30 protein-coding genes, 1 tRNA gene and 3 pseudogenes are annotated in these 24727 nt (G+C 68.1%); 29 read left to right on the plus strand and 5 right to left on the minus strand.

Annotated features, from left to right (window positions below):
- Positions 1–86 precede the first annotated feature (86 nt).
- The gene (locus EAH76_RS20925; RefSeq protein WP_140852209.1) at positions 87–1214 is read left to right on the plus strand and encodes a site-specific DNA-methyltransferase; all 1128 of its coding nucleotides are present in this window, start codon (positions 87–89) and stop codon (positions 1212–1214) included.
- 105 nt (positions 1215–1319) lie between these two features.
- Complete coding sequence (gene folP / locus EAH76_RS20930) at positions 1320–2381, plus strand: dihydropteroate synthase (RefSeq protein WP_140852210.1); 1062 nt, start codon at positions 1320–1322, stop codon at positions 2379–2381.
- A 24-nt stretch (positions 2382–2405) separates the two neighbouring features.
- Here the strand turns inward: folP and EAH76_RS20935 are convergent, their stop codons facing one another.
- On the minus strand, positions 2406–2759 hold the full coding sequence (locus EAH76_RS20935; protein WP_140852211.1) for a hypothetical protein: 354 nt from the start codon (positions 2757–2759) through the stop codon (positions 2406–2408).
- 88 nt (positions 2760–2847) lie between these two features.
- Positions 2848–4272 carry a sigma-54-dependent transcriptional regulator gene (locus tag EAH76_RS20940; RefSeq protein ID WP_140852212.1) on the minus strand — a complete coding sequence of 475 codons (1425 nt, stop codon included), beginning with the start codon at positions 4270–4272 and terminating at the stop codon, positions 2848–2850.
- Positions 4273–4474: 202 nt separating this feature from the next.
- Here EAH76_RS20940 and EAH76_RS20945 point away from each other — a divergent pair, with 202 nt between their 5' ends.
- From EAH76_RS20945 to EAH76_RS24030, 9 genes are all read left to right on the plus strand, one after another.
- A complete protein-coding gene (locus EAH76_RS20945; protein ID WP_241659819.1) occupies positions 4475–4603 on the plus strand; it encodes an aa3-type cytochrome c oxidase subunit IV in 129 nt (42 codons plus the stop codon).
- 2 nt (positions 4604–4605) lie between these two features.
- On the plus strand, positions 4606–5727 hold the full coding sequence (locus EAH76_RS20950; protein WP_140852213.1) for an NAD(P) transhydrogenase subunit alpha: 1122 nt from the start codon (positions 4606–4608) through the stop codon (positions 5725–5727).
- Between the two features lie 9 nt (positions 5728–5736).
- Positions 5737–5985 (plus strand): type II toxin-antitoxin system HicA family toxin, encoded by a 249-nt coding sequence (locus EAH76_RS20955; RefSeq protein WP_140852214.1) that lies wholly within the window; start codon positions 5737–5739, stop codon positions 5983–5985.
- A complete protein-coding gene (locus EAH76_RS20960) occupies positions 5982–6197 on the plus strand; it encodes a type II toxin-antitoxin system HicB family antitoxin (RefSeq protein WP_140852215.1) in 216 nt (71 codons plus the stop codon). Before EAH76_RS20955 ends, EAH76_RS20960 begins: the two co-directional genes overlap by 4 nt.
- Before the next feature lie 18 nt (positions 6198–6215).
- On the plus strand, positions 6216–6524 hold the full coding sequence (locus EAH76_RS20965) for a proton-translocating transhydrogenase family protein (RefSeq protein ID WP_140852216.1): 309 nt from the start codon (positions 6216–6218) through the stop codon (positions 6522–6524).
- A 109-nt stretch (positions 6525–6633) separates the two neighbouring features.
- Positions 6634–8142, plus strand: coding sequence for an NAD(P)(+) transhydrogenase (Re/Si-specific) subunit beta (locus tag EAH76_RS20970; protein ID WP_140852217.1), 1509 nt, complete (start codon positions 6634–6636; stop codon positions 8140–8142).
- Positions 8143–8395: 253 nt separating this feature from the next.
- Complete coding sequence (locus tag EAH76_RS20975) at positions 8396–8773, plus strand: hypothetical protein (protein ID WP_140852218.1); 378 nt, start codon at positions 8396–8398, stop codon at positions 8771–8773.
- Between the two features lie 21 nt (positions 8774–8794).
- A complete protein-coding gene (locus EAH76_RS20980; RefSeq protein ID WP_140852219.1) occupies positions 8795–9175 on the plus strand; it encodes a hypothetical protein in 381 nt (126 codons plus the stop codon).
- 9 nt (positions 9176–9184) lie between these two features.
- The gene (locus EAH76_RS24030) at positions 9185–9325 is read left to right on the plus strand and encodes a hypothetical protein (protein WP_161989106.1); all 141 of its coding nucleotides are present in this window, start codon (positions 9185–9187) and stop codon (positions 9323–9325) included.
- Between the two features lie 35 nt (positions 9326–9360).
- Here EAH76_RS24030 and EAH76_RS20985 read toward each other — a convergent pair whose 3' ends face one another.
- On the minus strand, positions 9361–9798 hold the full coding sequence (locus tag EAH76_RS20985) for a hypothetical protein (RefSeq protein WP_140852220.1): 438 nt from the start codon (positions 9796–9798) through the stop codon (positions 9361–9363).
- 359 nt (positions 9799–10157) lie between these two features.
- Between EAH76_RS20985 and EAH76_RS20990 the strand changes: the two genes are divergently transcribed.
- Together EAH76_RS20990 and EAH76_RS20995 are read left to right on the plus strand one after the other, a co-directional pair.
- Positions 10158–10233 (plus strand) — tRNA-Val (locus tag EAH76_RS20990).
- A gap of 126 nt (positions 10234–10359) precedes the next feature.
- Positions 10360–10725 carry a hypothetical protein gene (locus EAH76_RS20995; protein WP_140852221.1) on the plus strand — a complete coding sequence of 122 codons (366 nt, stop codon included), beginning with the start codon at positions 10360–10362 and terminating at the stop codon, positions 10723–10725.
- Positions 10726–10780: 55 nt separating this feature from the next.
- Here EAH76_RS20995 and EAH76_RS21000 read toward each other — a convergent pair whose 3' ends face one another.
- Together EAH76_RS21000 and EAH76_RS21005 are read right to left on the minus strand one after the other, a co-directional pair.
- The gene (locus EAH76_RS21000; RefSeq protein ID WP_431358007.1) at positions 10781–11560 is read right to left on the minus strand and encodes a glutaminyl-peptide cyclotransferase; all 780 of its coding nucleotides are present in this window, start codon (positions 11558–11560) and stop codon (positions 10781–10783) included.
- The gene (locus tag EAH76_RS21005; RefSeq protein WP_140852223.1) at positions 11560–12144 is read right to left on the minus strand and encodes a helix-turn-helix domain-containing protein; all 585 of its coding nucleotides are present in this window, start codon (positions 12142–12144) and stop codon (positions 11560–11562) included. Before EAH76_RS21005 ends, EAH76_RS21000 begins: the two co-directional genes overlap by 1 nt.
- Positions 12145–12235: 91 nt before the next feature.
- On the opposite strand from EAH76_RS21005, the gene EAH76_RS21010 reads away from it, so the two are divergent.
- The 16 genes and pseudogenes from EAH76_RS21010 (at position 12236) to EAH76_RS24625 (ending at position 24622) form a co-directional block, all read left to right on the plus strand.
- A complete protein-coding gene (locus EAH76_RS21010) occupies positions 12236–12718 on the plus strand; it encodes a DUF6456 domain-containing protein (protein WP_140852224.1) in 483 nt (160 codons plus the stop codon).
- Between the two features lie 152 nt (positions 12719–12870).
- Complete coding sequence (locus EAH76_RS21015) at positions 12871–13143, plus strand: hypothetical protein (protein ID WP_140852225.1); 273 nt, start codon at positions 12871–12873, stop codon at positions 13141–13143.
- A 57-nt stretch (positions 13144–13200) separates the two neighbouring features.
- Entirely contained in the window at positions 13201–14280 is a 1080-nt protein-coding gene (locus EAH76_RS21020) for a DUF2855 family protein (RefSeq protein WP_241659820.1), read from the plus strand.
- Between the two features lie 83 nt (positions 14281–14363).
- Complete coding sequence (dapF, locus tag EAH76_RS21025) at positions 14364–15308, plus strand: diaminopimelate epimerase (protein WP_140852227.1); 945 nt, start codon at positions 14364–14366, stop codon at positions 15306–15308.
- 72 nt (positions 15309–15380) lie between these two features.
- The gene (locus EAH76_RS21030; protein ID WP_194151057.1) at positions 15381–15938 is read left to right on the plus strand and encodes a glycine zipper 2TM domain-containing protein; all 558 of its coding nucleotides are present in this window, start codon (positions 15381–15383) and stop codon (positions 15936–15938) included.
- A 153-nt stretch (positions 15939–16091) separates the two neighbouring features.
- Positions 16092–16691 (plus strand): hypothetical protein, encoded by a 600-nt coding sequence (locus EAH76_RS21035; protein ID WP_140852228.1) that lies wholly within the window; start codon positions 16092–16094, stop codon positions 16689–16691.
- Positions 16688–18032 (plus strand): annotated as a pseudogene (locus EAH76_RS21040) (DNA-packaging protein). Before EAH76_RS21035 ends, EAH76_RS21040 begins: the two are co-directional and overlap by 4 nt.
- A 405-nt stretch (positions 18033–18437) precedes the next feature.
- Positions 18438–19121, plus strand: a complete 684-nt coding sequence (locus tag EAH76_RS21050; protein ID WP_140852229.1) for a spermidine synthase — start codon at positions 18438–18440, stop codon at positions 19119–19121.
- A gap of 109 nt (positions 19122–19230) precedes the next feature.
- Positions 19231–20365 (plus strand): annotated as a pseudogene (locus tag EAH76_RS24740) (phage portal protein).
- Between the two features lie 12 nt (positions 20366–20377).
- Positions 20378–20692 (plus strand): DUF6127 family protein, encoded by a 315-nt coding sequence (locus EAH76_RS21060; RefSeq protein ID WP_140852230.1) that lies wholly within the window; start codon positions 20378–20380, stop codon positions 20690–20692.
- Positions 20693–20908: 216 nt separating this feature from the next.
- On the plus strand, positions 20909–21127 hold the full coding sequence (locus tag EAH76_RS24800) for a hypothetical protein (protein WP_347233116.1): 219 nt from the start codon (positions 20909–20911) through the stop codon (positions 21125–21127).
- Positions 21128–21138: 11 nt separating this feature from the next.
- Positions 21139–21336 carry a cold-shock protein gene (locus tag EAH76_RS21070; RefSeq protein ID WP_140852231.1) on the plus strand — a complete coding sequence of 66 codons (198 nt, stop codon included), beginning with the start codon at positions 21139–21141 and terminating at the stop codon, positions 21334–21336.
- Between the two features lie 326 nt (positions 21337–21662).
- Positions 21663–22444: pseudogene (locus tag EAH76_RS21075) on the plus strand (phage major capsid protein).
- A 52-nt stretch (positions 22445–22496) separates the two neighbouring features.
- The gene (locus EAH76_RS24615; protein WP_140852232.1) at positions 22497–22808 is read left to right on the plus strand and encodes a phage gp6-like head-tail connector protein; all 312 of its coding nucleotides are present in this window, start codon (positions 22497–22499) and stop codon (positions 22806–22808) included.
- A gap of 6 nt (positions 22809–22814) precedes the next feature.
- Complete coding sequence (locus tag EAH76_RS24620) at positions 22815–23501, plus strand: phage tail protein (RefSeq protein WP_241659822.1); 687 nt, start codon at positions 22815–22817, stop codon at positions 23499–23501.
- A complete protein-coding gene (locus tag EAH76_RS24625; RefSeq protein ID WP_431358008.1) occupies positions 23426–24622 on the plus strand; it encodes a DUF2793 domain-containing protein in 1197 nt (398 codons plus the stop codon). Before EAH76_RS24620 ends, EAH76_RS24625 begins: the two co-directional genes overlap by 76 nt.
- The last annotated feature ends 105 nt before the right edge of the window (positions 24623–24727 follow it).

Genomic DNA, 24727 nt, shown 5'->3' on the forward strand with positions numbered 1-24727 from the left:
CTCAAGGTTTTTCGTTAACCAATGTTCGCTTGACGCGAGTCCCTTTGCTGGCAGGGATGCGCTCCACACACGAAGGGGCGACGACGATGGGGGTTTTGGAGAAGATCAGGAAAGCGGCGCCGCGCGCGGTCGAGGCACCGGTGCAGCTGCCGCTCGACCAGATCCTGCGCGGCGATTGCATCGCGGCGATGCGCGCGCTGCCGGCCAAGTCGGTCGACCTGATCTTCGCCGATCCGCCCTACAACCTCCAGCTCGGCGGCGACCTGTCGCGGCCCGACGGCAGCCATGTCGATGCGGTGACCGACGAATGGGACAAGTTCGATTCGCTGAGCGCCTATGACAAGTTCACGCGCGAATGGCTCGCCGAGGCGAAGCGCATCCTCAAGGACAATGGCGCGATCTGGGTGATCGGATCGTACCACAATATCTACAAGGTCGGCGCGGCCATCCAGGATCTGGGCTATTGGATTCTCAACGACATCGTCTGGCGCAAGACCAACCCGATGCCCAATTTCAAGGGCACGCGCTTCACCAACGCGCATGAAACGCTGATCTGGGCGTCGATGGGCGAGAAGTCGCGCTACACCTTCAACTATCGCAGCATGAAGACGCTCAATGACGAGCTGCAGATGCGCTCCGACTGGGAATTCCCGACCTGCGGCGGGCAGGAGCGGTTGAAGCGCGACGGCGTCAAGGTGCATCCGACGCAGAAGCCCGAGGCGCTGATCTATCGCATCCTGCTGGCCTGCACCAAGCCGGGCGACGTGGTGCTCGATCCGTTCTTCGGCACCGGCACGACGGGCGCGGTCGCCAAGCGGCTCGGCCGGCACTGGATCGGGATCGAGCGCGAGAGCGACTATATCGCGGCGGCGGAAGAGCGCATCGCGGCTGCGCTGCCGCTCGATGAATCGTCGCTCAAGACGATGCAGAGCCCCAAGGCCGCGCCGCGCGTCGCGTTCGGCACGATCGTCGAGAATGGCATGCTGGTCGCCGGTGCGGTGCTGGTCGATGCCAAGCGACGCTACAGCGTGACGGTGCGGGCAGACGGCTCGGTGATCAGTGGCGACCAGACGGGGTCGATCCACAAGCTCGGATCGGTGCTCCAGGGCGCGCCGGCGTGCAACGGCTGGACCTTCTGGCATTACGAGACGCCCGAGGGGCTGAAGCCGATCGATACGCTGCGGCAGACCTATCTGCTGGCGACGCAGATCTGAGCGCGTCGCCCCGGCGCAGGCCGGGGCCGCCAGACTGTTGCGCGCGACAGAGGTTTCGCGTCAAACGCAGCGGCCCCGGCCTCCGCCGGGGCGACGGGATGATCTATGAGCAGTCTCCACCTTCGCCCGATCCAGTTCGTCGACACGCCGGTCGACCGCGACGGTGCGGTCGCGCGGCTGGCGGGGGGGATGCTGTGGTTCTCGGCCTATGAGGTGATCGAGGACGGGCGCCGCCGGACGGTGCCGATCGCCGAGCTCGACACGCTGCTGCGCGACGAACGCGCTGCGCGGCTGCATGCAGCGATCACCGCACCGCGCACGGCGCTGACGCTCGGCGAGCGGACGCTGCGTTTCGATCAGCCATCGGTGTGCGGCATCCTCAACGTGACGCCCGACAGCTTCTCCGATGGCGGGACCTTGCAGGACGATCCCGCAGCGGCAGCGAGCGACGGTGTCGCGATGGCGGCGGCGGGCGCGGCGCTGATCGATGTCGGCGGTGAATCGACGCGGCCGGGCGCGGCGACGGTGTGGGAGGGCGACGAGATCGCGCGCGTCGTTCCCGTGATCGAACGGCTCGCGCGGGCGGGCACGCTGGTGTCGATCGATACGCGCAAGGCGAGCGTAATGGAGGCGGCACTCGCGGCGGGGGCGGCGATCGTCAACGATGTCGCGGCATTGCTGTGGGATGATCGCGCGCTCGAGGTCGTCGCCAAGGCGGAATGTCCGGTCGTGCTGATGCATTCGCCCGATCCCGCCAAGGGGCCGCATGGCGGGCAGGGCTATCGCGACGTGGTAGTCGAAGTGTTCGACTGGCTCGAGGCGCGGGTTGCGGCGGTCGTCGCGGGCGGGGTCGCGCGATCGCGGATCATCGTCGATCCAGGCGTCGGCTTCGGCAAGTCGCTCGCCGACAATCTCGCGCTGATGAACGGGCTGACGATTTTCCATGGCCTTGGCTGCCCGATCCTGCTCGGGGCGAGCCGCAAGCGGATGATCGGCGCCTTGTCGAACGAAGCACCGGCAAATGAGCGGCTGGGTGGATCGGTCGCGCTCGCGCTGACGGGGGTGATCGCGGGCGCGCAGTTGCTGCGCGTCCACGATGTGCCCGAGACCGTCCAGGCGATGCGGGTATGGCGCGGCCTACGCGACCGCGCCCTGGTCGGGCGGTAACCTCAGGCTACCGCCCGGAACCGATCAGCAACCGTTCTTGCGGTTCTGTGCAGCGTCGTGACGCTTGTCGAGCGTCTTGCCGAGCAATGCGCCGCCGACACCACCAGCGACCGTGCCGAGCAGGCCGCCACCGAGCACGTTGCCAGCCACCGCGCCGCCAACGCCACCGGCAACCGCGCCGGTCGTGCCGCTGCTGCGCTTGCAGGGGTAATTGCGGCCATCCTGGCCACGATAGGTGCGCTCACGGCGATCATCACGACGGTCGTCGCGGCGATCGTAGCGTCGGTCGTCGTAGCTCTGGGCGGAGGCGGTCGCCGGCACGACGGTCGGAACCATGGCGAATGCGGTCAGTGCCGCCAAAATCATCGGTTTACGCATGAAAACTTACTCCTCTTCGGCCGTACAACCGATGAAGCGGGCGGAGTTTCCGCTTGCACCCGAGATTTTGGTTCGAAGCGGGCCGAATTCACGCCGCGGCGTTGTCGATCCCGAGTTCGCCGAGTTTGCGGTAGAGCGTCGAGCGGCCGATTCCGAGCCGCCGCGCGACCTCGGTCATGCGGCCGCGATAATGGCCGATCGCGAGGCGGATGACGTCGGCCTCGATCTCTTCCAGCGCGCGCAGGTTTCCGTCGGCATGGAACAGCGTGACGCCGCCGCTCGTCGCCATCGGCATGGGGGTCGGCGTGGTGTGGCGTTGCCCGCCGAGCGCCGCGATCTGCGGGAAATCGGTTCGCGTCAGCGCAGCGCCGTCGCACAGGACGGCCGCGCGAAACAACGCGTTCTGCAACTGGCGGACGTTGCCTGGCCAATCATAGCGGCCGAGCAAGGCGAGCGCATCGTCGGTGATGCCGAGCGGACGCAGTCCCGGCTGCTCGGCGATCCGCGCGAGCAGATGGCGCGCGAGCGCGGGGATGTCGCCGGCGCGTTCGCGAAGCGGCGGGATCGTCACCTGGACGACGTTGAGGCGGTAATAGAGGTCCTCGCGGAAGCGGCCGGCCTCGACCTCCTCGATCAGCCGCTTGTTGGTCGCGGCGATGACGCGGACGTCGACCTCGCGTGTGTGGCGCGCGCCGATCGGCTGGATTTCGCCCGATTGCAGCACGCGGAGCAGCTTGACCTGCGCCTCGAGCGGCATCTCGCCAATTTCGTCGAGGAACAGCGTGCCGCCATCGGCTTCCTGGAAGCGGCCGATCTTGCGCTCGAACGCGCCGGTGAAGGCGCCTTTCTCGTGGCCGAACAGTTCGGATTCGACCAGATTGGGCGGCAGCGCGCCGCAATTGACCGCGACCATCGCCTTTTTGCCACGCGGTGAGGCGGCATGGATCGCTTCGGCGACGACTTCCTTGCCGACGCCGCTCTCGCCCTCGACCAAAACGGGGACGCGGGCGCGCGCTGCCTTGGCGGCGATGGCGAGCGCGGCGCGAAAATCGGGGGCGGAGCCGACGATCTCGTCGAACGCGAGCAACGCGGGGATCTTCTCGGTCAGCGGCCGCAATTCGCCGGCCGCCTTGCCGGCGACCGCGGCGTCGAGCGCTGCCAGCAAGCGCTCGGGGGCGAGTGGCTTGACGAGGAAATCGGTCGCACCGCTGCGCATCGCGGCGACGGCATGCGCGACCGATCCGTTGGCGGTGAGCAGCAGGAGCGGCAGCGCCGGGCGGCGGCGGCGGATCTCTTCGATCAGCGCGGTCGGGTCGGCCTCGGGCGCCCATTGGTCGAGCAGGATCGCATCGAGCTGCATCCCGTCCTGCGTGCCGAGCATTGCGATCGCCATCTCGCCATCGGCGGCGAAGATCGCGCGCCAGCCGCGCCGCGCTGCGATCGCCGCGACGAGGCGCCGTTGCGCCGGTTCGTCGTCGATCAACATCAGCAGCCGCTGTCCGTTACGCGTCATGCGTTCATCCCATTCGTGTCGAATCCCGTCCGAAGGCTTAGCGCGAAGGTGTGAAAACGGGCTTAAAACGCCCCTGCTTGGGACGCGCGGGACAGATGCCGCTGAACGGAGCGGCGATATGCGCAGGGGTTGAGGCGAAGCGTTCGCCAAGCTAAGCACGGAGACGAACCGGGGGACTACCCCGTCTTTCAGGGGATGATCGATGGCTGCCGACAACGACATGCAGGTCCACCGTGCGACCTATGACAAGGTCATCAACGTCATGAAATATGGCGCGGTCGCGGTCTTCATCATCGCCTTTGCGGTGGTGTGGCTGGTTTCGGGCAAGTAGGCGTGAAGATCGCCGTCCTCCGCGAAACGCTCGAGGGCGAGCGCCGCGTTGCCGCGACCCCCGAAACGGTCAAGAAATTCATGGCGCTCGGCGCGAACGTCGCGGTCGAGGCTGGCGCCGGCGCGACCGCCTCGATCGCCGATGCCGATTATGCGGCGGTCGGCGCGACCGTCGCCGACCGCGCCGCGACGCTGGCGGGTGCGGAGATCGTGCTGGGCGTGCAGGGGCCGTCGGCCGATGCGCTCGCGGGCGTGGCGCCGGGTGCGTGGCTCGTTGCCGGGCTCAACCCGTTTGCCGATCGCGCGCGGATTGACGGTTATGCCGCTGCGGGCCTCGAGGCGCTGGCGATGGAGTTCATGCCGCGCATTACGCGCGCGCAGTCGATGGATATCCTCTCGTCCCAGTCGAACTTGGCCGGGTACAAAGCGGTGCTCGATGCCGCCGGCGTTTATGGCCGCGCCTTTCCGATGATGATGACCGCGGCGGGCACTGTTTCGGCGGCGCGCGTGTTCGTGATGGGCGTCGGTGTCGCCGGTTTGCAGGCGATCGCCACCGCGCGGCGCTTGGGCGCGCAGGTCTCGGCAACCGATGTGCGTTCGGCGACCAGGGAGCAGATCCAGTCGCTCGGCGCCAAGCCGATCTTCGTCGAGAATGTCGCGGGGATCGAGGGCGAAGGCTCGGGCGGCTATGCCGGCGAGATGAGCCCCGAATATCAGGCGGCGCAGGCCGAGCTCGTCTCGGGGCATATCGCCAAGCAGGATATCGTCATCACGACGGCGCTGATCCCGGGGCGCCCCGCGCCGCGGCTGATCTCGGCGGCGCAGGTGGCGAGCATGAAGCCGGGTTCGGTGATCGTCGATCTCGCGGTTGAGGCGGGCGGCAATGTCGAGGGTGCGGTCGCAGGCGAGGTGGTCGTGGTCAACGGCGTGTCGATCGTCGGCTATCGCAACGTGGCGTCGCGGCTCGCGGCGGATGCGTCGGCGCTGTTCTCGCGCAATTTGTACAATTTCCTCAACGCCTTCTGGGACAAGGAAGCCGGCAAGCCCGTGCTCGATGCCGAGATCGGCGATGCGATCCGGCTGACGCAGGGTGGCAAGGTCGTCAACGCGCGGTTGCTGGGGTGATGCCCGGCCGTGGCCAATGCCGACAAACTCCTCGAGCGCATGCGCGCCAACCCGCGCGATTGGCGGGTCGAGGATGTGGCGGCGGTGTGCAACGGGTTCGGGATCGCTTGCACGCCACCGCGCAAGGGGTCACATTATAAGGTGAAGCATGTCGAGCGACCCGAAATCCTGACGATCCCGGCGCATCGGCCGATCAAGCCGATCTACATCCGGGAGCTCGTACGGTTCGTCGACGCAGTGCAGGGATTACGGAGATGAATCCGTTCGATTATGAAGTCGACATCCTGCCGCTCTCCGCCGCGGATGGCGGCGGCTATACTGCGGTTGCCCCGGAACTTCCGGGCTGCCGTTCCGATGGCGAGACCCCGCAAGAGGCGCTCGACAATATCTACGACGCGATCGGGTGCTGGATCGAGGCGGCGCAGGAAATGGGGCGTCCCGTCCCACACCCTCGCCGCGCCGCCGCCTGACCGACTGGGGGACTGACCATGGATTTCATCTCGATTCTCTCGATCTTCGTGATGGCCTGCTTCGTCGGCTATTACGTCGTCTGGTCGGTGACGCCGGCGCTGCATACGCCGCTTATGGCGGTGACCAATGCGATTTCTAGCGTGATCATCGTCGGCGCGCTCATCGCGGCCGCCGCGGCCGGGATCGGCGGTGGCGGGGCGACGTCGAAATGGCTCGGGCTGCTCGCGGTGGTGCTGGCGAGCGTCAACATCTTCGGCGGCTTTGCGGTCACCGCGCGGATGCTGGCGATGTACAAGAAGAAGGCGCCGGCGGCGGCGAAGCACTGAATTTCGTCACCCCGGCCTCGTGCCGGGGTCCACTCATCCACTGACGCTGGGGCAAATGGCGCGGTGGACCCCGGAACGGGTCCGGGGTGACGGTAAGGGGTTCGAACACGTGGAACATTTAACGGTCAATCCCTGGGCATCGCTCGCCTATCTCGTCGCAGGGGTGTGCTTCATCCTCGCGCTGCGCGGGCTGTCGAGCCCGGCGACGTCGCAGCGCGGCAACCGCATGGGCATCATCGGCATGACCATCGCGGTCGTGACGACGCTCATCACGCATGTCCCGACGATCCAGACGCTCGCTGTGGGCACGACCGATAGCGGCTTCGACTATGTCGCGATGCTGTCGCGGATCGATGCGCTGACCTTTGTCGAGATCCTCGCCGCGATCGGCATCGGCGCGGTGATCGGCGTGACCACGGCGCGGCGGATCGCGATGACCGACATGCCGCAGCTCGTTGCCGCCTTCCACTCGCTGGTCGGGCTCGCCGCGGTGCTCGTGGCGTGTGCCGCCTATCTCAATCCCGGCGCGTTCGGCATTGCGCAGATGCTCGTGTCCGACACCGGCGTACCGCTCGCCTATATCTTCCCGGTCAGCCGGATCGAGATGGGCCTCGGCGTTGCGATCGGCGCGATCACCTTCTCGGGCTCCGTCATCGCCTTCCTCAAGCTCAACGGCAATATGGGCGGCAAGCCGATCATGCTGCCGGGACGCCATGTCATCAATCTCGGCGTGCTCGCCGCGATCCTCGGGCTGATCGCCTATTTCACGCAGGACCAAAGCCCGTGGATCTTCTGGACGATCACGGTCCTCAGTTTCGTGATCGGCTTCCTGCTGATAATCCCGATCGGCGGCGCCGACATGCCGGTCGTCGTGTCGATGCTCAATTCCTATTCGGGCTGGGCGGCGGCGGCGATGGGCTTCACGCTGCACAATACGGCGATGATCATCACCGGCGCTTTGGTCGGATCGTCGGGCGCGATCCTCAGCTACATCATGTGCAAGGCGATGAACCGCAGCTTCATCAGCGTGATCGCGGGCGGCTTCGGCGGCGACAGCGCGGGGGGCGCGGCCGCAGCTGCGACCGACCGGCCGTGGAAGCGCGGCTCGGCCGAGGACGCCGCCTTCCTGCTCGGCCAGGCCGAACAGGTCATCATCGTGCCAGGCTACGGCATGGCGGTGAGCCAGGCGCAGCACGTGCTGCGCGAGATGGGCGACAAGCTCAAAGAACACGGCGTTCGCGTGAAATACGCGATCCACCCCGTCGCGGGCCGTATGCCGGGGCACATGAACGTGCTGCTCGCCGAAGCCAATGTGCCGTATGACGACGTGTTCGAGCTCGAGGACATCAACTCCGAATTCGCGCAGACCGACGTCGCCTTCGTGATCGGCGCCAACGACGTCACCAACCCGGCGGCCAAGACCGACAAGAGCTCGCCGATCTACGGCATGCCCGTGCTCGACGTCGAAAAGGCCAAGACCGTCTTGTTCATTAAGCGCTCGATGGGCGGGGTCGGCTATGCCGGCGTCGACAACGACGTGTTCTACATGGACAACACCATGATGCTGCTCGGCGACGCCAAGAAGATGGTCGAGGAAATCGTCAAGGCGATCGAATGACCCGTGGCGGCGCTCACGACCCTGGCCGCTAGGCACGCGGGGCAATCCGCCGTTCTGGTCGAAGATAATCTCGTCCGTTCCGGATGAAAGCCTCTGCCGCATCCGTTGCCGCGCCACGGGTTACCCCCGAATCGGCGTGACTTGGGCTATTCCGTTTCGGAGTAATGCGTAATTTGCGGATCACGCTACGGCATATGCCGGGCACTAGGGGCGAGCGGAGATGGTCGCGACGACGCATTCGACACAGTGGGCCGTGCGCGGCGCTTCGCCCGACGGTGTGTTGATCATCGCCAGCGATGCGGCGGCGCGCACGGCCGAGGATGCGGTCGCGGCGGCGCAGGGACGCTTGCTTGCGCGGATCGGGTGGGACGACGCGCTCGATCGGTTCGAGCAGCAGGGCGCGGTCGCGATCGTGCTGACCGAGGCGGCGGGGATCGACGACGATCTGCTCGCCCGGGTCCTGCCCGTGCTCGATGCCATCGCGCGGCGCGAGCCCGCTCGCATCGTCGCGACGATCGAACCGAATCAGATCGATCTGGTGACCAGCGCGCTCGCGGGCCCGGGGGTCGATCTGCTGTGCGCGCCGACGCTCGCCGATCGCGTCGTCGCCCTGTGCCTGGCCGGCAGCTAGCACGGCGACCGTGCGCATGACGTGGTCCGCGAGACCGAAGCCGTCCGGCTGCGCCGCCTGCACGAAGAGGTCGCGCGCATCGCCGAGACGCTCGCGCGACTGACGCGCGATGATGCGGGGCCGCACGCCGAGCAGAGCTTCGCACGCAGCGTCGAGGAGCCGACGATGTCGTATCGCGCCCCGCCGCCCGACACGAGGGCGTTCGAGATCGCCCCGCGCGATATCCGTCAGGCGATCCGCGCGCGGCGGCTGCGCGACCAACATTTCGGCGGCGGGCTGTTCGAGGATCCCGCGTGGGACATGCTGCTCGATCTGTTCGCCGCCGAACTGGAGCGAGCGCAGGTCTCGGTTTCGAGCCTGTGCATCGCCGCGGCGGTGGCGCCGACGACGGCGCTGCGCTGAATCGCGCGGATGACCGAAGCGGGACTGTTCGAACGCCGCCCCGATCCGTTCGACCGGCGCCGCGCGTTCATGGGCCTGTCCCGCCGGGCGAGCCTGGGGATGCGCCACTATTTCGCGGCGTTACGCCAGGCCGGCATGGCGATTGCCTAGCGCATACCCGGCAGCCGGCGCGCGTATTGCGCGGGCTAGGTGGCGCCGTTTGCGCTTCTAGCGGAGCCCTTGCCGGACGGCGCTTCGATCCGCATGAAGATCGGATCGGCCGCCGCTTGGGCGGTCCGGGCCTGGCGAAGGAACGATCGAAGGACCTGTCCCTTGGATCGCTGCTGTTTCGGTTTCATGTCCCGAATTGCGTCCAACGTTGCCGTATAGATCGCGGCTTCGGCGAACCTGCATCCGTCGGACCAGTCATTTGTCATATGCCGATGGCGGCTGAGGACGTCCTGGATCGCGTCCGATATCTTCGACTGTACGCGCGATACCCCTAGGTCGAGGGTGTTTATGCGATGTTCGGCCAAGAGTTCCGCCAGATGCTGCATCTGGCTCTCGGTGACGCTAAGATCCAGTTCGCGAACCACTTTTGCAGCGGTCAGCTGATCCACCATCCATACGCTAGGCTCGGTCATTTTATGCTCCCCGGTTAGAAAGCTATGTCAATGTCGGCGATACGTCGAGCGTTTATATGCTCCGCCAGACTTGGTCGCCTGGCAAGCCGAATCGTCCGCATTCGAGCGGTCCGACCCGCATGTCGCGGCGGACGCTGCGCCGCCGGCTGAACGGGGGCGACGAGGATGTCCCAAGAGCCCGTCCGCCAACAATCTCGACCAATCTCGCAGCAACCGCGTGCCGCCCAACGCGCAAGGAAAGGGACGACTGGGGTTTACGCGAAATATGATCCGGACTATCTGGCCAACGCGCAAGGAAGGCTGGCCATGTTCTTCCGCGAGGTAATGGCCGCAGCTTTCCTGGCGTCTCGCGAGAGCGAGGGCGATTAGCTCAGTTGGTAGAGCGTCTCGTTTACACCGAGAATGTCGGCGGTTCGAGCCCGTCATCGCCCACCACCTCTCCCATCTTCCGCAACCCGGCCGCCCGCTTCCCGCCGAAACGGGTGCGTCTCCGCGCGGCCATCGCTGCCGAATTGATAGACTTGTCGCTGCCAGTTTCTGGCAACACCAAGGAGGATCATCATGGCAACGCACGAACATGCATCATTCGACCCGAAGATCATCGAGCAATCGCTGGCGGCGGCGGCCGCGCATAGCGAGACGCTCCGCGCAGGGCTGGCGCCCGAAGCGATCGAGCTGACCGACGGCGCGCTGCTGGTCGGCGCGCAGTGTATCAGCGTCACCGTCAAGGACGGCCAGGTCTGCCTCAATTTGCCAGCCGGCATCGGCAGCAAATGCTTCAGCGTCCCGAGCTGGGTGCCCAATGGCACCGCGGTCCAGGCCTGCCTCGACATCTGCACCAAATGGGGCATTCCGTGCGGCGTGCAGGTGACGCTGTCGGCGGCCGGTCAGCTGATCCTGAAAAAGGGTTTCGGCTGCAGCTGCTGAGGCGCAACGGGCGGGGCGGCGTTGCCGCCGTCCCCGCCTTTTCGAGCAGGTTGCGTTACGGGGTCGTCTGCGGCAGCGCGATCTCGAACAGCCGCGGCCAGTTCTTGCCCGTGACGTACAGCTTATGCGCCGCGCGGTCATAGGCGATGCCGTTGGGGACCGAATCGCGATCGGTCGCGCCGACCTGCGCAATCAACGGCGCAAGGTCGATCACTCCGCGGACATGCCCGTCGGCCGGGTCGATCCGGACGATGTAGCGCGTCATCCAGATGTTCGCGAGAATCTCGCCATCGACATATTCGAGCTCGTTGAGCCGCTCGAGCGGGCGCCCGCCGAGCGTCACGGTCAGCCGCCGCACGACCTTCTGCGTCGCCGGATCGAAATAGCGCAGCACGGGCGTGCCGTCCGAGAGGATCAGCGCGTGGCCGTCCTCGGTCATCGCCCAGCCTTCGCCTTCGTAGCGGAAGCCGCCGCTGCGCTTCAACGCGGGGAGGGTCCAGCGGAAGCCCTGTCCGCCGTGCCAGGTGACGCTGAACAGTTCTTTCCGCCATGCGACGATCCCCTCGCCGAAAAGGGCCGGCGGGAGCTTCACGCGCGCGAGCACGCGTCCGCTGGTCAGATCGACGCGGCGGATGTCCGACTGGCCTTCGCGGCCGGTGCTCTCGTACAGCGTGCCATGGTCGATCAGCAGGCCCTCGGTGAAGGCGCTGGTATCGTGCGGATAGCTGGCAAGGATGCGCGCGGGTTCGGGGGTGATCGGGGCGGGCGCGGCGGTTGGCGCGGGCTGGGCGACGCTCTGGACGGCGGCGAGCGCGGCGAGCAGGAGCGCGCGCATCACAGGCTGCGCACCAGCGTGACGGCGGTCGCGATCCAGGCGGGATCGGCGACGACCTGCTGGCGCGAGCCCGGGCCGAGCGGCAGCAGATGCAGCTTGCCGCCCCCGCCCCCCGACGCGGGGCCTTCGCGGCCGATCAGCCGCCCGAACAGGAAGCGCCCGGCGGGTCGCGGAACGAGCACGTCGCGGTTGAGCGCGGTGGCGAAGCGATCGGGCGTGAGCCGCGCGCACCAGATCTGGTCGCCGGCGCGATACTCGCCGACGCCGGCCTGGACGCTGACCGCGACATGCTCGGGCGCGGCGGCCGGTGGGATGACGGTGGCGGGCTGGCGCGGGGCGTGCGCGCCGCTCGGGTCGAGCAAGGCGGCGACGGCGATGTCGGCGCGATTGGGCAGCGTGACGAGATCGGCCGCCTGGACGCCGAGCGCGGCGGCGATTCTGTTAAGCCAGCCGACGGAAACTGTCCTCGTCCCGGTCTCGAGGCGGCCGATCGTCTGGGCGGTGGTCGGGGGCACGCAGGCGCGCGCGACATCGTCGAGCGTCATTCCCTTGGCGCGACGGACTTCGCGAATCGCGGTGATCATCGGCGGCTCCTAACCAGATCGGTTTTTTCGCTGTCCTACAGGCGCGCCTGCATGGCAATCCCCTTTCGCGACTCGAGCAAGGAGCAGGGCAATGCGGGATTTGGTGGAACGCGATTTCGTCGATGGCGTGATCGGGCGCGAGCGGGCGACGTCCGGTCGGGCCAAGGCGCGGCGGAGCGTCACGGTCAACCAGGCTGAGTCACCGCTTGGCTGGCTGCGCGCGCGCGGGCTGGTCGATGCGCGCCAGTTCGAGGCGGGCGAGCGATTGCGTGGCGATTACGAGATGGCGGCGCTCGCGGCGCGTGTGACGATGGGGTGGAACGAACGCGTCGATGGCGCGCGCGGCGCGGGGGAGGCGCTCGATCCGATGCTCGCGCAGATCGCCGCCAAGCGGCGCTTCGATGCGGCGATCGATGCGGTCGGCAAGGGACTGCGCGACGTGCTGTGGCGCGTGGTGTGCGCCGGGGAGGCGTTGCCGGTCGCCGAGAAGGCGCTCGGCTGGCCGCAGCGTGCGGGGCGTTTGGTGCTGACGCTCGCGCTCGACCGGCTGGCCGATTTTTACGGGTTGCGATGATCCCCCGGGCGTGCCCCGGGGGCGCCGGATATGCGATGTTTTGCTGCGGGAGTCCGGCGGCGCGCGCACGCTGCGAACGCCGCCGCGGCCATTGGCGTATTTTAACCACAATCGCGCACGCTTCGCTAATTCAGATCAACGACAAGCCGCTGATGCCTTTGTCGATCCATGCCGCGCACCTGCAACACCAGATCGATACGCACCTCGAACTTGCCGACCTGGCGCCGTGCGACGCGATCCGCGCGATGCACGAGGATCTCGAAAAGCTCTATCGCGCGCGGCTCGTCGCCTTGGTACTGGCGCAGCGGCTCGAGCAGGCGCGGGCGACGCGGTCGCCGGGCGTGACGCGCGCGAGCCCCTTATCCGCGATCGCCGCGCGGTCGATCGGCGTGGCGGTGCCGCAAGACGTTACGCAACCGGCATAACACTGGCCTTGTGCCGCTCGCCCGGCCATGATGTGGCGACGCAACGAGGAGACCGGAATGCCGATTAAGCGCGAAATGCTGGTGCGGCGCGATGCGCTCGACCAGCTTGCGATCAACGAGACGCTCGCGCCTGAGGCTGGTGAGGGCGAGGTATTGCTGCAGGTCGAGGCGTTCGCGCTGACCGCCAATACGGTGACCTATGCCGTGGTCGGTGCGACGGTCGGCTATTGGAATTTCTTTTCCGCACCGGAAGGGTGGGGCGTGGTCCCGGCGTGGGGCTTTGCGCGTGTCGTCGCTTCGCGCTGTCCCGAGATTGCCGTGGGCGAGCGCGTCTATGGCTTCATGCCTATGGCGTCGCACCTGATCGTCATGCCGGGCAAGATCGGTCGCGGGCTGTTCCGCGACATGGCGCCGCATCGCCAGCCGATGAGCGTGGTCTATAACCAGTATCGCCGGCTCGGCGCCGAACTCCCTGCGACACCCGAGCGCGAGGCGTTGCGGATGCTGTTCGAGCCGCTGTTCCTCACCAGCTTCCTGATCGAAGATGCATTGCGCCGCGCCGATTTCCATGGCGGCGAGAGCGTCGTCCTCACCAGCGCGTCGAGCAAGACCGCGCTCGGCACCGCTTATGTCCTGCGCGAGCGCAGCCCGGGGGTGCAGCGGATCGGGCTGACCTCGGCGGCGAACCGCGCCTTTGTCGAGGGCACCGGACTCTATGACACCGTGTTGGCGTATGACGCGATCGAGACGCTCGCGCCGACGGGGTCGAGCGTGCTGATCGATTTCGCCGGTGACGCGGCGCTGCTCGAGGCGGTCTATGCGCAGGTGGCGGGGCGGATCGCGGCGTGCCTGCGCGTCGGGGTGACGCATTACGATGCCGGCACTGCGGCGGTGGCGCCGCTCGACCCCAAGCCCGTCTGGTTCTTCGCGCCCGATGCCGCGACCACGCTGATCGGCGAGATCGGGCAGGACGCGTTCAACGTGGCGGTGGCGGCGCAGTGGGACGGGTTCGTCGAACTCGCGGCGGGGCTGGTGCAGGTCGTCGAAGAGACTGGGATCGACGCGTTGCAGCGGATCTGGCGGCTGCAGGTCGCGGGGCAGGCGAAACCCGATATCGGCTATTGTAACCGGCTCTAACCGCCGGCCGCCCGCCGTCCGAGACGTGCGGACCATCGCGCGCGGCTTGTCGCTTTCCCGCTAGTCCCGCTAAGGCGCTGTTCATGAACATAGACTTTCTCAAATGCCATGGCTCGGGCAATGACTTCCCGCTGATCGACGCGCGGGACCTCGCGCTGCCCGAAGCGGATTGGCCGCGCGTTGCAGTCGCGCTGGCGGATCGCGGCGGTACGGTCGGCGGCGACGGGATTCTGCTCCTCACCGCGGGCGATGCGACGCACGATTTCGGCATGCGGATGTTCAATTCGGATGGGAGCGAGGCCGAGACCTGCCTCAACGGCTTGCGCTGCGTGGCGCGCGCGGGGTTCGAGGCGCTGGGGATCGAGGAGGCGCGCGTGCGGCTCAAGACGTCGGATGCGCATGTGTCGCGCGACCCCGATCTCGCCGCGGGCGTGGTGACGATCCGCGAGGTCGCGGGGCCGGTCGATCTCGATGTGTCGCACTGGCCGATGCGGACCGGGGTCGAGCGGATCGTAGAGGCGCCGATCGCGCAGCTCGGCAGCGACCGCGCATTTACCGCGGTAGCGATCCCCAACCCGCATCTCGTCAGCTTCGTCGAGACGATCGACGAGGCCGAACTCGTCGCGCTCGGCGAGCAATGCGAGGCGGCGCCCGACTGGCTGCCCAACCGCGCCAACGTCTCGTTCGTCGAGGTCCAGGGCAGCAACGTGCTGTTCGTCCGCACCTTCGAGCGCGGGGTCGGGCTGACCGACAGCTGCGGCAGCGCGATGGCGGCATCGACCTATGCCGCGTGCCTGACGAGGCGCTGCGGCTTCGGCACCGAGATCACCGTGCGCAACCGCGGCGGGCTGGTCCGCGTCGAGGCGCGCGAGGACGGGATGGTGCGGCTGTCGGGCAATGCGACGGTCGAATGGCGCGGTTCGGTAGATGTTCATCTCGACACGCGCACAGCCGGGCCCGTCACCGTGACGGCGCGCCATGACGAGGAAGTCGCGGCGTGGCGTGCTGTGGTCGATGCGATCGTCTGAGATTGGTCCGCTTCGGGCGCAACCAAAGGCGGCTCACGTCGTTATGGGTCCGTAACCATTTGGAGGTCTTTTATGCGTCGTCTTGCTTCCTTTGCTCCCGCGCTTGCGCTGCTGATCGCCGGCACGAGCCTTGCCTCGCCGGCGCTCGCGCAGAGCCAGGCGGACGAGCAGCGTTTCGCCCAGGCGCAGCAGCGACTCGACAACGAGCTCGGCATCTTCCGCGCCGAGTTCGACCGCTATCAGCAGGCGCGCGCGCGCGGCTATCGCGACGTCCGGCCGGCTTACAACGACTCGAGCTATCCTGACCCGCGCTATGCCGATCCGCGCTACGACGATCGCGACGAAGCCGGATATGATCCCACACGCTATTATCGCGCCGATCCGTCGCGCTATCAGGAGCGCGTGCTAAGCAGCGACGACCGCATCTATCGCGGCACCGACAATCGCTATTATTGCAAGCGCAACGACGGCACGACCGGGCTGATCGTCGGCGCGGTCGGTGGCGGCGTGCTCGGCAACGTGATCGCGGGTGGCCATTCGCGCGGCGTCGGCACGATCCTCGGCGCGATCGCCGGCGGTGTCGTCGGCAAGAGCGTCGACCAGAACAATGCGGAGGTGCGCTGCCGCTAAACGAACCAAAGCGGTACAAATCCGCTTGACATCGTCGCGCTGTTTTGGTACATAACAGGAACGATGCAGAAATGCGACCTGAGGGGCCGGGGCGGAAACGCCTGCGGCCCCTTTTGCTTGGCGCGCTCTGCGGGACAGCGACGGGAGAGGGCGATGACAGAGAGCGGAACGGTCGAGTGCGCGCCGGTCGAGGGTGTGCCGGTCGGTAATGCCCCAGCCGTCGGCGGGTCGGGCGGGACCGTGCCCGCCGAGGGCGCCTCGGTCGAGAGTGCGCCGGTGAGCGCGCTCGTACCGCGGCCCGATCAATGGACGGTCGCCAGGCGTATCGCGTTCCTCGATCATCTCGCCGTGGCGTGCAACGTCGTGCAATCCGCCAAGGCGGTTGGCAGTTCGCCGAGCGGTGCGCACGCGCTGCGCCTGCGCGATGCCGACTTTGCCGCGCTGTGGCGCCTGGCACTCGACGCAGGGTACCAGCAGCTCGAGGCAAAACTGCTCGCGCTCGCGCTTGGACATGGCGACGACGGCGCGGTCATCGGCGACCCAAGTGCGATTGTCGTCGGTCCGTTCGACGCGGTCGCGGCGTTTACGCTGCTGCGCCACCAACACGCGATGCGGGTCGGGAGCGCGACCCGTGCCGAAACGCGCACCACGCCGTTTGCCTTCAAGCATGTCGCGACCGAGGAGGTCCATGCAGCCTTGCTCGCGAAGCTGGCGGCGCGCGCCAAGCGCCGCCCGGGGAGCATCTTGGCATGACGCGCGTAAAGCGCGCTCGCGCGACGCACCGCCCAAGCCTCGAAGCGGTGCTCGACGAACTCGCCGGACTCGATCGCGCCGATCAAATTCGGATCCTCAAGCAGCTGAGCCGTCCGCAATTGCGTACGCTGAACAATGCGTGGCGCTATTGGGCGCATCCCGGACAGCTCGCGCCGCCGGGTGCGTGGCGCGTCTGGCTGATCCGCGCGGGGCGCGGCTTCGGCAAGACGCGTGCCGGGGCCGAATGGGTCAGCGTCATGGCGCGCGCGCATCCCAAGGCGCGGATCGCTTTGGTCGGCGCCACCGAGGAGGATGTGCGGCGCGTGATGATCGAGGGCGAGGCGGGGCTGCTCTGCGTCGCGCATGGCGGCGAGCGGATCTCCTATCGCCGCACCGATGGCGTGCTTGAATTTCATTCGGGCGCGGTCGCGGCGATCTTTTCGGCGGCGGCACCCGAGAAATTGCGCGGGCCAGAGCACCAGATCGCGTGGTGCGACGAGCTCGCCAAATGGCGCTACGGCGATGCGGCGTGGGACAATCTGATGCTCGGGATGCGGCAGGGCGCCGACCCGCGCGTGGTGGTGACGACGACGCCGCGCGCAGTCCCGCTGATGCAGCGCGTGATGGGCGCGGCGGGAACGATCGAGACGCGCGGCAGCAGCCATGACAATCCGCCTCTGCCCGAGGCGTTTCTCGAGGCGATCGAGGCGCAATATGGCGGGACGCGGCTCGGGCGGCAGGAGATTGCGGGCGAGCTGATCGAGGATCTCGACGGTGCGCTGTGGACGCGCGCGATGCTCGACGATTGCCGTGTCGCGGCGGCGCCCGAGCTGGTGCGCGTCGTCGTCGCGGTCGATCCGCGGGCGGGGAGCGCCGACGGGCGATGCGTGCGGGATCGTCGCGGTCGCGCTCGGGGAAGACGAGCGTGGCTATGTGCTCGAGGATGCGAGCGTGACGGGGCTGTCGCCCGAGGGCTGGGCGCGTGCGGTGGTGGCGTGTGCCGCGCGGCATGGCGCCGACCGCGTGATCGCCGAGAAGAACCAGGGCGGGCAGATGGTGGCGAGCGTGCTGTTCGCCGCCGATGCCGCGCTGCCGCTCGCTCTGGTCCATGCCAAGGATGGCAAGAGCGCGCGCGCCGAGCCGGTCGCGACGCTCTACGAACGCGGCAAGGTGGCGTAGGTCGGGGTGTTTCCCGAGCTCGAGGCGGAGCTGTGCGGGCTGCTCGTCGGCGGGGTGTATCGCGGGTAGAGCCGGTCGCCGGACCGGTGCGATGCCCTGGTATGGGCGCTGACCGAGCTGATGATCGTCAAGTGCAAGGCGGCGCGGGTGCGGCCGCTGTGAGGGGGCGGTGCTTAGAGCGCGGTCAGCAGGACGCCGAGCCCGAGCACCACGCCCGGCGCGTTGGCGAGCACGATCGGCCAGTCGCGTTTTTCGCGCGCAAAGCCTTAGGTCACCCACGATGCGCAATTGACGATCGTAGCGATCGGCTGGAGCACCGAGCCTTTCTCGCCGGCGAGGTTGAGCCGGATCTGGTCGATATTAGGACAGGTACATGGCAATGGCGATGGCGGTCGCGGTGGCGATCCAGCCGAGCATGCGGAGGTGGCGGTCGGTCATCGCCGTCGAACGAGCCTGCTGGTGGAACGATCCGCGATCCGAATGCACCCATGGCTTTCGCAGACCGGCTCGACACCGTATGGCCCGGCTGCTCGGCCATCCCCGGCCGCGGCATGAAGGAGCGCAGCGATGGTGCCGCGGGAATTGATCGACAGCGCGCAGATCCCCGGTGGGGACGTGATGACGCTGTACCGCCGCGGCGCGGACTTCATGATCGTGGTCGATCGCAACGAATTGATGAGCACGCGGATGAATGGCTCCGAAGAGGCGCTCGGCACGCTGGCGTGCGAGCGGATCGTCAGCGTGGCGGCGCCGCGGGTGCTGATCGGCGGATACGGCATGGGTTTCACGCTGCGCGCGGTGCTCGGGCAGGTCGGGCCGAAGGCCGAGGCGACGGTTGCCGAGCTGGTGCCCGAAATCCTCGCCTGGGCGCGCGGGCCGATGGCGGCGGTGACTGCCGGGTGCCTCGACGATCCGCGGACGCGTGTGTTCGAGGGCGATGTTGCCGCGGCGATCGCGGCGGGCGCGAGCGAGGGGGCAGGGGGCTATGATGCGATCCTGCTCGATGTCGACAACGGCCCTGACGGGCTGGTGCGCGCGGAGAACAACCGTCTGTATGCGCCGCGCGGGCTGAAGATCACGCGCGACGCGCTGCGGCCGGGCGGTGTGCTCGCAGTGTGGTCGGCCGGGCCCGATCCGCGCTTCGTGACCCGGTTGAAGGGTGCCGGCTTCCATGTCGAGGAGGTCGTCGTCAAGGCGCGGCAGAACGGCAAGGGGCCGCGCCACGTGATCTGGTTCGCGACGCGCGGGTAGCCGCGCGACCCTTGACCGGACGTTCTGCGTAGAGCGCGGGCCCTCCCCCAGCCCCTCCCGCAAGCGGGAGGGGAGCAAGAAGGGGCGGGGAAAGAAGCAGGAGATCTGCATGAAATTGTTCGGTCGCAAGGCCGGGCGCGATGAGTCGCGTCCGGTGCCCGAGCGTGCGCGCACGCGCTTCGTCGAGGGGGCGGGGGCGGTGCCGGCGAGTTACCAGGAACAGGTGCGCGCGCTGTATCTGCGCAACGCCGTGGCGCAGCGTTCGGTGCGGATGCTCGCCGATGCGCTCCGCGAGGCGCCGCTCGGCGGGACGCCCGAGCTGGTGCGGCTGGTGCAGGTGCGCTCGGGCGGGCAGGCGCTGACCGCGACGCTTGCCGCGCAGCTGCTGCTCCACGGCAATGCCTATGTGCAAATGCTGACCGATGCGCAGGGAGGGGCTCGCCAAGCTGTTTGCGCTGCGGCCCGAGCGGGTGACGGTCGAGCCCAATGCGGGCGGGTGGCCGGTCGCGTATCGCTACGGCGTGGGGGGCGCAATCGGTGCGGCTGATGGCGGACCAGCCGCGGCCGCAGATCGTCCATATCAAGGCGTTCCATCCGCTGGATGATCATTATGGGCTCGGCTGTCTGGGGGCGGCGGCTGGCGCGATCGCGTTGCACAATGCGGCGGCGGCATGGAACACCGCCTTGCTCGACAATGCCGCGCGGCCGTCGAGCGCGTTGGTCTATGATCCGGGCGACGGATTCTGCGCTGTCGCGCGAGCGGTTCGCGCGGTTGCGCGACGAGCTCGATGCGAGCTTTGTCGGTGCACGCAATGCCGGGCGGCCGATGCTGCTCGAGGGAGGGGCTCAAATGGCAGGCGCTGAGTTTGACGCCGGCGGATCTCGATTTTGCGGAGATGAAGGCGGCGGCGGCGCGCGAGATCGCGTGCAGTTTCGGGGGGCCGCCGATGCTGTTGGGGCTGCCGGGCGATGCGACCTACGCCAATTACAAGGAAGCCAATCGCGCACTGTTGCGTCAGGCGATTCTGCCGCTGGCGGGCACGATCTGCGCGGGGCTGGCGCAGGGCGTGGAGAGGTGGATCGCCGGGGCGGCGCTGCAGGTCGATCTCGACCGCGTGCCCGCGCTTGCCGAGGATCGCGAGCGATTGTGGTCGCAGGTCGGCGCGGCGGAGATCCTTTCGCGCGACGAGAAGCGCGCGATGGTCGGGATCGGACGCGCGCTGCCGGCGGGTGAGGACGCTTAGAAAGGACATTCCATGACAGTCGCAGATGGCGCGGTGCTCGCGCAGTTGATGGCGCAGGGCGCGAGTGCCGGCGCCGACCTCGCTACGCTGCGCGCGATCGCCGAGGAAGCGGGCGAGCTGGCGGCGGCGCGCGCGCTTGCGCGGCTCGGGCTCGACGATGCGGCGGCGGCGAAGGACATGGCCGAGCTGCGCGATCTGCTCGGCGCGTTGCGCGACGCGAAGCGTTCGGTGTGGAAGGCGACGATGGGCTGGGTGATGCGGATCGGCGGTGCGCTGTTGCTGACCGGGCTGGCCGCGAAGTTCGGCTTCTGGGACTGGGTGATATGAGCCTGCGCTTTGCCGGCTATGCCGCGGTGTTCGACCGGGTCGACCGCGGCCGCGACGTGATCCGCGCCGGCGCCATCGCCGATCTGCCGGCGCGTGTTCCCTTGCTGTGGCAGCATCGCGGGGGTGCGATCGGCGCGGCCGAGCGGATCGCGACCGACACGCGGGGGCTGCGCGTGATCGGGCGGATCGATCGACGATGCGCGCGTCGCGGCGCTGGTGCGCAGCGGGGCGCTGGCCGGGCTGTCGATCGGCTATCGCGCGGTCGCGGCACGGCGGCGCGGCAGCGTGCGCGAGCTTGCCGCGCTCGATCCGGTCGAGGTCAATTTGGTCGCCGCAACGATGCAGCCCGCCGCACGGGTGCATCTCGTCACGGAGCATGGTACAGTCTGCGCTCCAGACATGGTTCCCGATCCTCGGCGGCCGCGCGCGGACTGAAGGATACGATCATGGCTGAAGGCACCATCAAGCGGCTGACCGACAAGGGTTTCGGCTTCATCGCCGACGCATCGGGCAACGACATGTTCTTCCACATGTCGAGCGTCCAGGGCGTGCGCTACGAAGATCTGCGCGAAGGCGAGAAGGTCACGTTCGACGTCGGCCAGGGGCCGAAGGGCCCGCGCGCGGAGAACGTCTCGCAGGCGTAACTGTTAGCGGGGCTGCGGCCTCGTTTCGGACTGCCGGAGGGGCGTCGCGATTTCGGCGCCCCTTTTTCGTGTCCGGCGTTGATTGGGTTCGCGCGGAGGCGCGGAGGACGCGGAGCTGTTCCGCGCGACCGGGCCTTTATCACCACTCCTGGCGGGCGATGACAGAGCGGCGGTGTTCACCTCTCCGCGTCCTCTGCGCCTCTGCGCCTCTGCGCGAACCCATCACCGCAGCGGCGCGCGCAGCGCCTGTTGCCGGGAGGCGTCGCGTTGGCGAGTTCAGGCCAGCCGGGCGTGAGCAATGGATTTCACAACCAAGGAGACCAAGCATGACCGATACGCATGACGCGCTCGACGCCAGCTTTGCCGCGGAGGAGCGCGCGACCGTGGCGGTGCAGCGCCCGTTGCTCGCCGGGGCGCGAACGCCCGCGGAGGCGGCGTTCGAAGGGTTCCTGCGCTCGGGCGCGAGCGTGGAGCTGAAGGCGTTCACCGGGGTGACGGGGGATGCAGGCGGCTATGCCGTGCCGCGCAAGATCGACGCGGTGATCGACGCGACGTTGCAGGCGATCTCGCCGATCCACGCGGTCGCAAATGTCGTGAGCGTCGGCAGTGCGGGCTATCGCAAGCTCGTCACCACCGGAGGTGTGACGTCGGGCTGGGCGGCCGAAATCGATGCCCGCGCGACGACCGCGATCCCGGTTTTCACCGAGATCGCGCCGCCGATGGGCGAGCTCTACGCCAATCCGAGCGCGAGCCAGGCGATGCTCGACGACGCGGCCTTCGATGTCGAGGCGTGGCTCGCCGACGAGATCGCCACCGAATTCGCACAGGCCGAGGGGGCGGCGTTCGTCAACGGATCGGGGGTCAACCGGCCCAAGGGCTTCCTCCAGGTGCCGATCGCCAACACGGCGGACGCGGCGCGCGCTTTCGGGACATTGCAATATCTGGCGAGCGGCGCGGCGGGGTATATAATCGCCGAGCGGACCGAAACGGCGATCCTGCGCGATCCCTACAGGAACAAGCCGTTCGTAAATTTTACGCGACCAAGCGCGTCGGCGGGTGCGTGTCGAATAGCGAGGCGATCAAGCTGCTCAAGTTCGCGGCGGCCTGAAGGCAAGATGCGCCCCTCCCCTTCAGGGGGGAGGGGAGGGGAGGGGATGGGGGTGGGGCGGAGTCTCGCAGAGGGCAACGTCTCGGACTTCCCCACCCCAACCCCTCCCCTGAAGGGGAGGGGCTTTTCGCAACAGGCGGAGACCCCGGATGATCGACGACAATGGCCCGGGCTCGGTGACGCTCGGGGGGATGACCGTGCGCTGGCGGTGGCGGCGGTGAAGGCGGTGCTGCGCATCGCGAGCGACGACGAGGATGCGCTGATCGCCGCCTTTGCCGAAAGCGCGTTGGGGTTGGCCGAACAGTTTACGGCAAAGGTGCTGAGCGCGAGATCGCCGATGGCGAGACGCGGGTCGCCGCATTAGCGCGCAGTGGCCGCGCTGGAAAGCGTGCGGTGCCAGCTCACGCTGTCGCACTACAATCCAGCGCGCGAGTACCAAATCGGTTTGCAGACAGCGCGGCGGCCGGGCGCCGGGCGGCGCGAGGATCAGGTCGAACTGCCCGCCGCGATCTACGCCGGCACCGCCAAGACGCTCGCCGCGGCGATTCTCGCGCGCGGCGCGGCGGGGCGCGAGCGGCGGACGGTTACGCTCGGCTGGGATGCGCTCGACGTTGTGCCGGGCGCCTGCGTGACGATCGCCGGGGTGGCGGGGGTGTGGCGCGTTACCGCATGGTTGCTCGAAAAAATGATGCTGTCGCTCGAGTGCGTCCGGCTGGCAGGCGGGGCGCTGCCGCTCGCGGCGAGCCCGGGGCGCGTGCTCGCGGCGCCCGATGTCGCGACGGGGCAAGACGCTGATCACGGCGTTCGAGAGCGTGCCGTTCGACGACGGCCTGCTGTCCGCGCCGCGCGTGACGATCGTCGCCGGGGGGACGCAGCCGGGCTGGCGCCTTTGCGGCGTTGCTCTACAGCCTCGACGGCGGCGCGCGCTGGAGCGCGCTCGGCTCGACCGCGGCGCCGGGGACGATCGGGCGGTTCGCAAGCGTGCCGGGGGCCGCATCGAGCGCGATCATCGATCATGCGCACGCGTTCGACGTCGATCTCGCTTACCCCGCGATGACGCTGGAAAGCGCCGACGCGGGTGCGCTCGACGCTGGCGCCAATCTCGCTCTGGTCGGCGATGAACTGCTGCAATTCGGCGTGGCGACTCAGCTCGGGCCGCTGCGCTGGCGGCTATTAAGGCTGTGGCGTGGGCGGCGCGGAACCGAGGCGGCGGTTGGCGCGCAGGCGATCGGCGATCGGTTCGCGATGATCGAGGCCGATACCGCGCTTTCGCTCGATCTGCCGTTGGCAGAGCTCGGCGGCGAAGTCCGGATTCTGGCGACCGGGTCGGGGGATGTGGATGGGCCGGTGGCGACCAGCGTGACGCTGGGTGGCACTTCGGTCCGACCACTGGCCCCCGTCCATTTGCGCTGGCGCGAGCACGGGGCGGGCGCTGTGCAGATTCCTTGGGTGCGGCGCAGCCGAAACGGCTGGCGCTGGAGCGACGGCATCGACGTCCCGATCGGCGAGGAGCGCGAAGTCTATCGCCTCACGCTCGTCCGCGGCGACGGCGGTGTGCGATCGTTCGAAACGGTGGAACCGAGCGTCGTGATAGCCCGGGACGTCCGGACCGGCGGGCGGTGCTGCACGTGGTGCAGATCGGCGCGGTTCGGGAATCGGCGAGCGCGACGGTCGCGCTGCCGGCGTGGCACGGATGATGGGAGACTTTGCATAGGCGATCAGACGAGCACGCGGCTGGGCCTGCCCCTGCTGCAGGCGGGGCAGGCGCAGAAGGAGCTTACGCACAACGAAGCGCTGACGTTGCTCGACTTGGCAGTACAGCCGAGCGTCGAAGCGATTGCGCTCGACACCCCGCCCGCCGACCCCGCGCCGGATGCCTGCTGGATCGTCGGCACGGTTCCTACGGTGGCCTGGACGGGCCAGGCGCAAGCGCTGGCGGGTTGGACCGACAGCGGCTGGCGGTTCGTTCCGTCGCGACCGGGAATGACGATGTGGAGCAAGGCCGATCAGGCCGAAGCGCGCTTCGACGGAACCCGCTGGACCGTCGGGACGATCGTTGCGTCGCCCCTTGTGCTGGGCGGTTTGCGATGCTCGGGCCACGGCGTCCGCATATTGCTGCACCTGCGAACGGAAGCGTGGTGGACACCGAGGCGCGCACGGCGTTGGGGGCGATTTTAGAGGCACTTCAATCGCTTGGTCTGATTGATGCGGCGTAGCGTCGAAAACGACGTTGGTACCCGCTAAAGCTGTGTTAAATCGGCAACACCCCCGACATTTGTGCGC

The organism is Sphingomonas glacialis, assembly GCF_006439055.1.
In the GTDB taxonomy this organism is placed as follows: domain Bacteria; phylum Pseudomonadota; class Alphaproteobacteria; order Sphingomonadales; family Sphingomonadaceae; genus Sphingomonas; species Sphingomonas glacialis_A.

Coding starts and splice junctions, on each gene's coding strand:
- EAH76_RS20925 (WP_140852209.1), top strand. CDS start 87: ATGGGGGTTTTGGAGAAGATCAGGAAAGCGGCGCCGCGCGCGGTCGAG.
- folP (WP_140852210.1), top strand. CDS start 1,320: ATGAGCAGTCTCCACCTTCGCCCGATCCAGTTCGTCGACACGCCGGTC.
- EAH76_RS20935 (WP_140852211.1), bottom strand. CDS start 2,759: ATGCGTAAACCGATGATTTTGGCGGCACTGACCGCATTCGCCATGGTT.
- EAH76_RS20940 (WP_140852212.1), bottom strand. CDS start 4,272: ATGACGCGTAACGGACAGCGGCTGCTGATGTTGATCGACGACGAACCG.
- EAH76_RS20945 (WP_241659819.1), top strand. CDS start 4,475: ATGGCTGCCGACAACGACATGCAGGTCCACCGTGCGACCTATGACAAG.
- EAH76_RS20960 (WP_140852215.1), top strand. CDS start 5,982: ATGAATCCGTTCGATTATGAAGTCGACATCCTGCCGCTCTCCGCCGCG.
- EAH76_RS20965 (WP_140852216.1), top strand. CDS start 6,216: ATGGATTTCATCTCGATTCTCTCGATCTTCGTGATGGCCTGCTTCGTC.
- EAH76_RS24030 (WP_161989106.1), top strand. CDS start 9,185: ATGACCGAAGCGGGACTGTTCGAACGCCGCCCCGATCCGTTCGACCGG.
- EAH76_RS20985 (WP_140852220.1), bottom strand. CDS start 9,798: ATGACCGAGCCTAGCGTATGGATGGTGGATCAGCTGACCGCTGCAAAA.
- EAH76_RS20995 (WP_140852221.1), top strand. CDS start 10,360: ATGGCAACGCACGAACATGCATCATTCGACCCGAAGATCATCGAGCAA.
- EAH76_RS21000 (WP_431358007.1), bottom strand. CDS start 11,560: ATGCGCGCGCTCCTGCTCGCCGCGCTCGCCGCCGTCCAGAGCGTCGCC.
- EAH76_RS21005 (WP_140852223.1), bottom strand. CDS start 12,144: ATGATCACCGCGATTCGCGAAGTCCGTCGCGCCAAGGGAATGACGCTC.
- EAH76_RS21010 (WP_140852224.1), top strand. CDS start 12,236: ATGCGGGATTTGGTGGAACGCGATTTCGTCGATGGCGTGATCGGGCGC.
- EAH76_RS21015 (WP_140852225.1), top strand. CDS start 12,871: ATGCCTTTGTCGATCCATGCCGCGCACCTGCAACACCAGATCGATACG.
- EAH76_RS21020 (WP_241659820.1), top strand. CDS start 13,201: ATGCCGATTAAGCGCGAAATGCTGGTGCGGCGCGATGCGCTCGACCAG.
- dapF (WP_140852227.1), top strand. CDS start 14,364: ATGAACATAGACTTTCTCAAATGCCATGGCTCGGGCAATGACTTCCCG.
- EAH76_RS21030 (WP_194151057.1), top strand. CDS start 15,381: ATGCGTCGTCTTGCTTCCTTTGCTCCCGCGCTTGCGCTGCTGATCGCC.
- EAH76_RS21035 (WP_140852228.1), top strand. CDS start 16,092: ATGACAGAGAGCGGAACGGTCGAGTGCGCGCCGGTCGAGGGTGTGCCG.
- EAH76_RS21050 (WP_140852229.1), top strand. CDS start 18,438: ATGGTGCCGCGGGAATTGATCGACAGCGCGCAGATCCCCGGTGGGGAC.
- EAH76_RS21060 (WP_140852230.1), top strand. CDS start 20,378: ATGACAGTCGCAGATGGCGCGGTGCTCGCGCAGTTGATGGCGCAGGGC.
- EAH76_RS21070 (WP_140852231.1), top strand. CDS start 21,139: ATGGCTGAAGGCACCATCAAGCGGCTGACCGACAAGGGTTTCGGCTTC.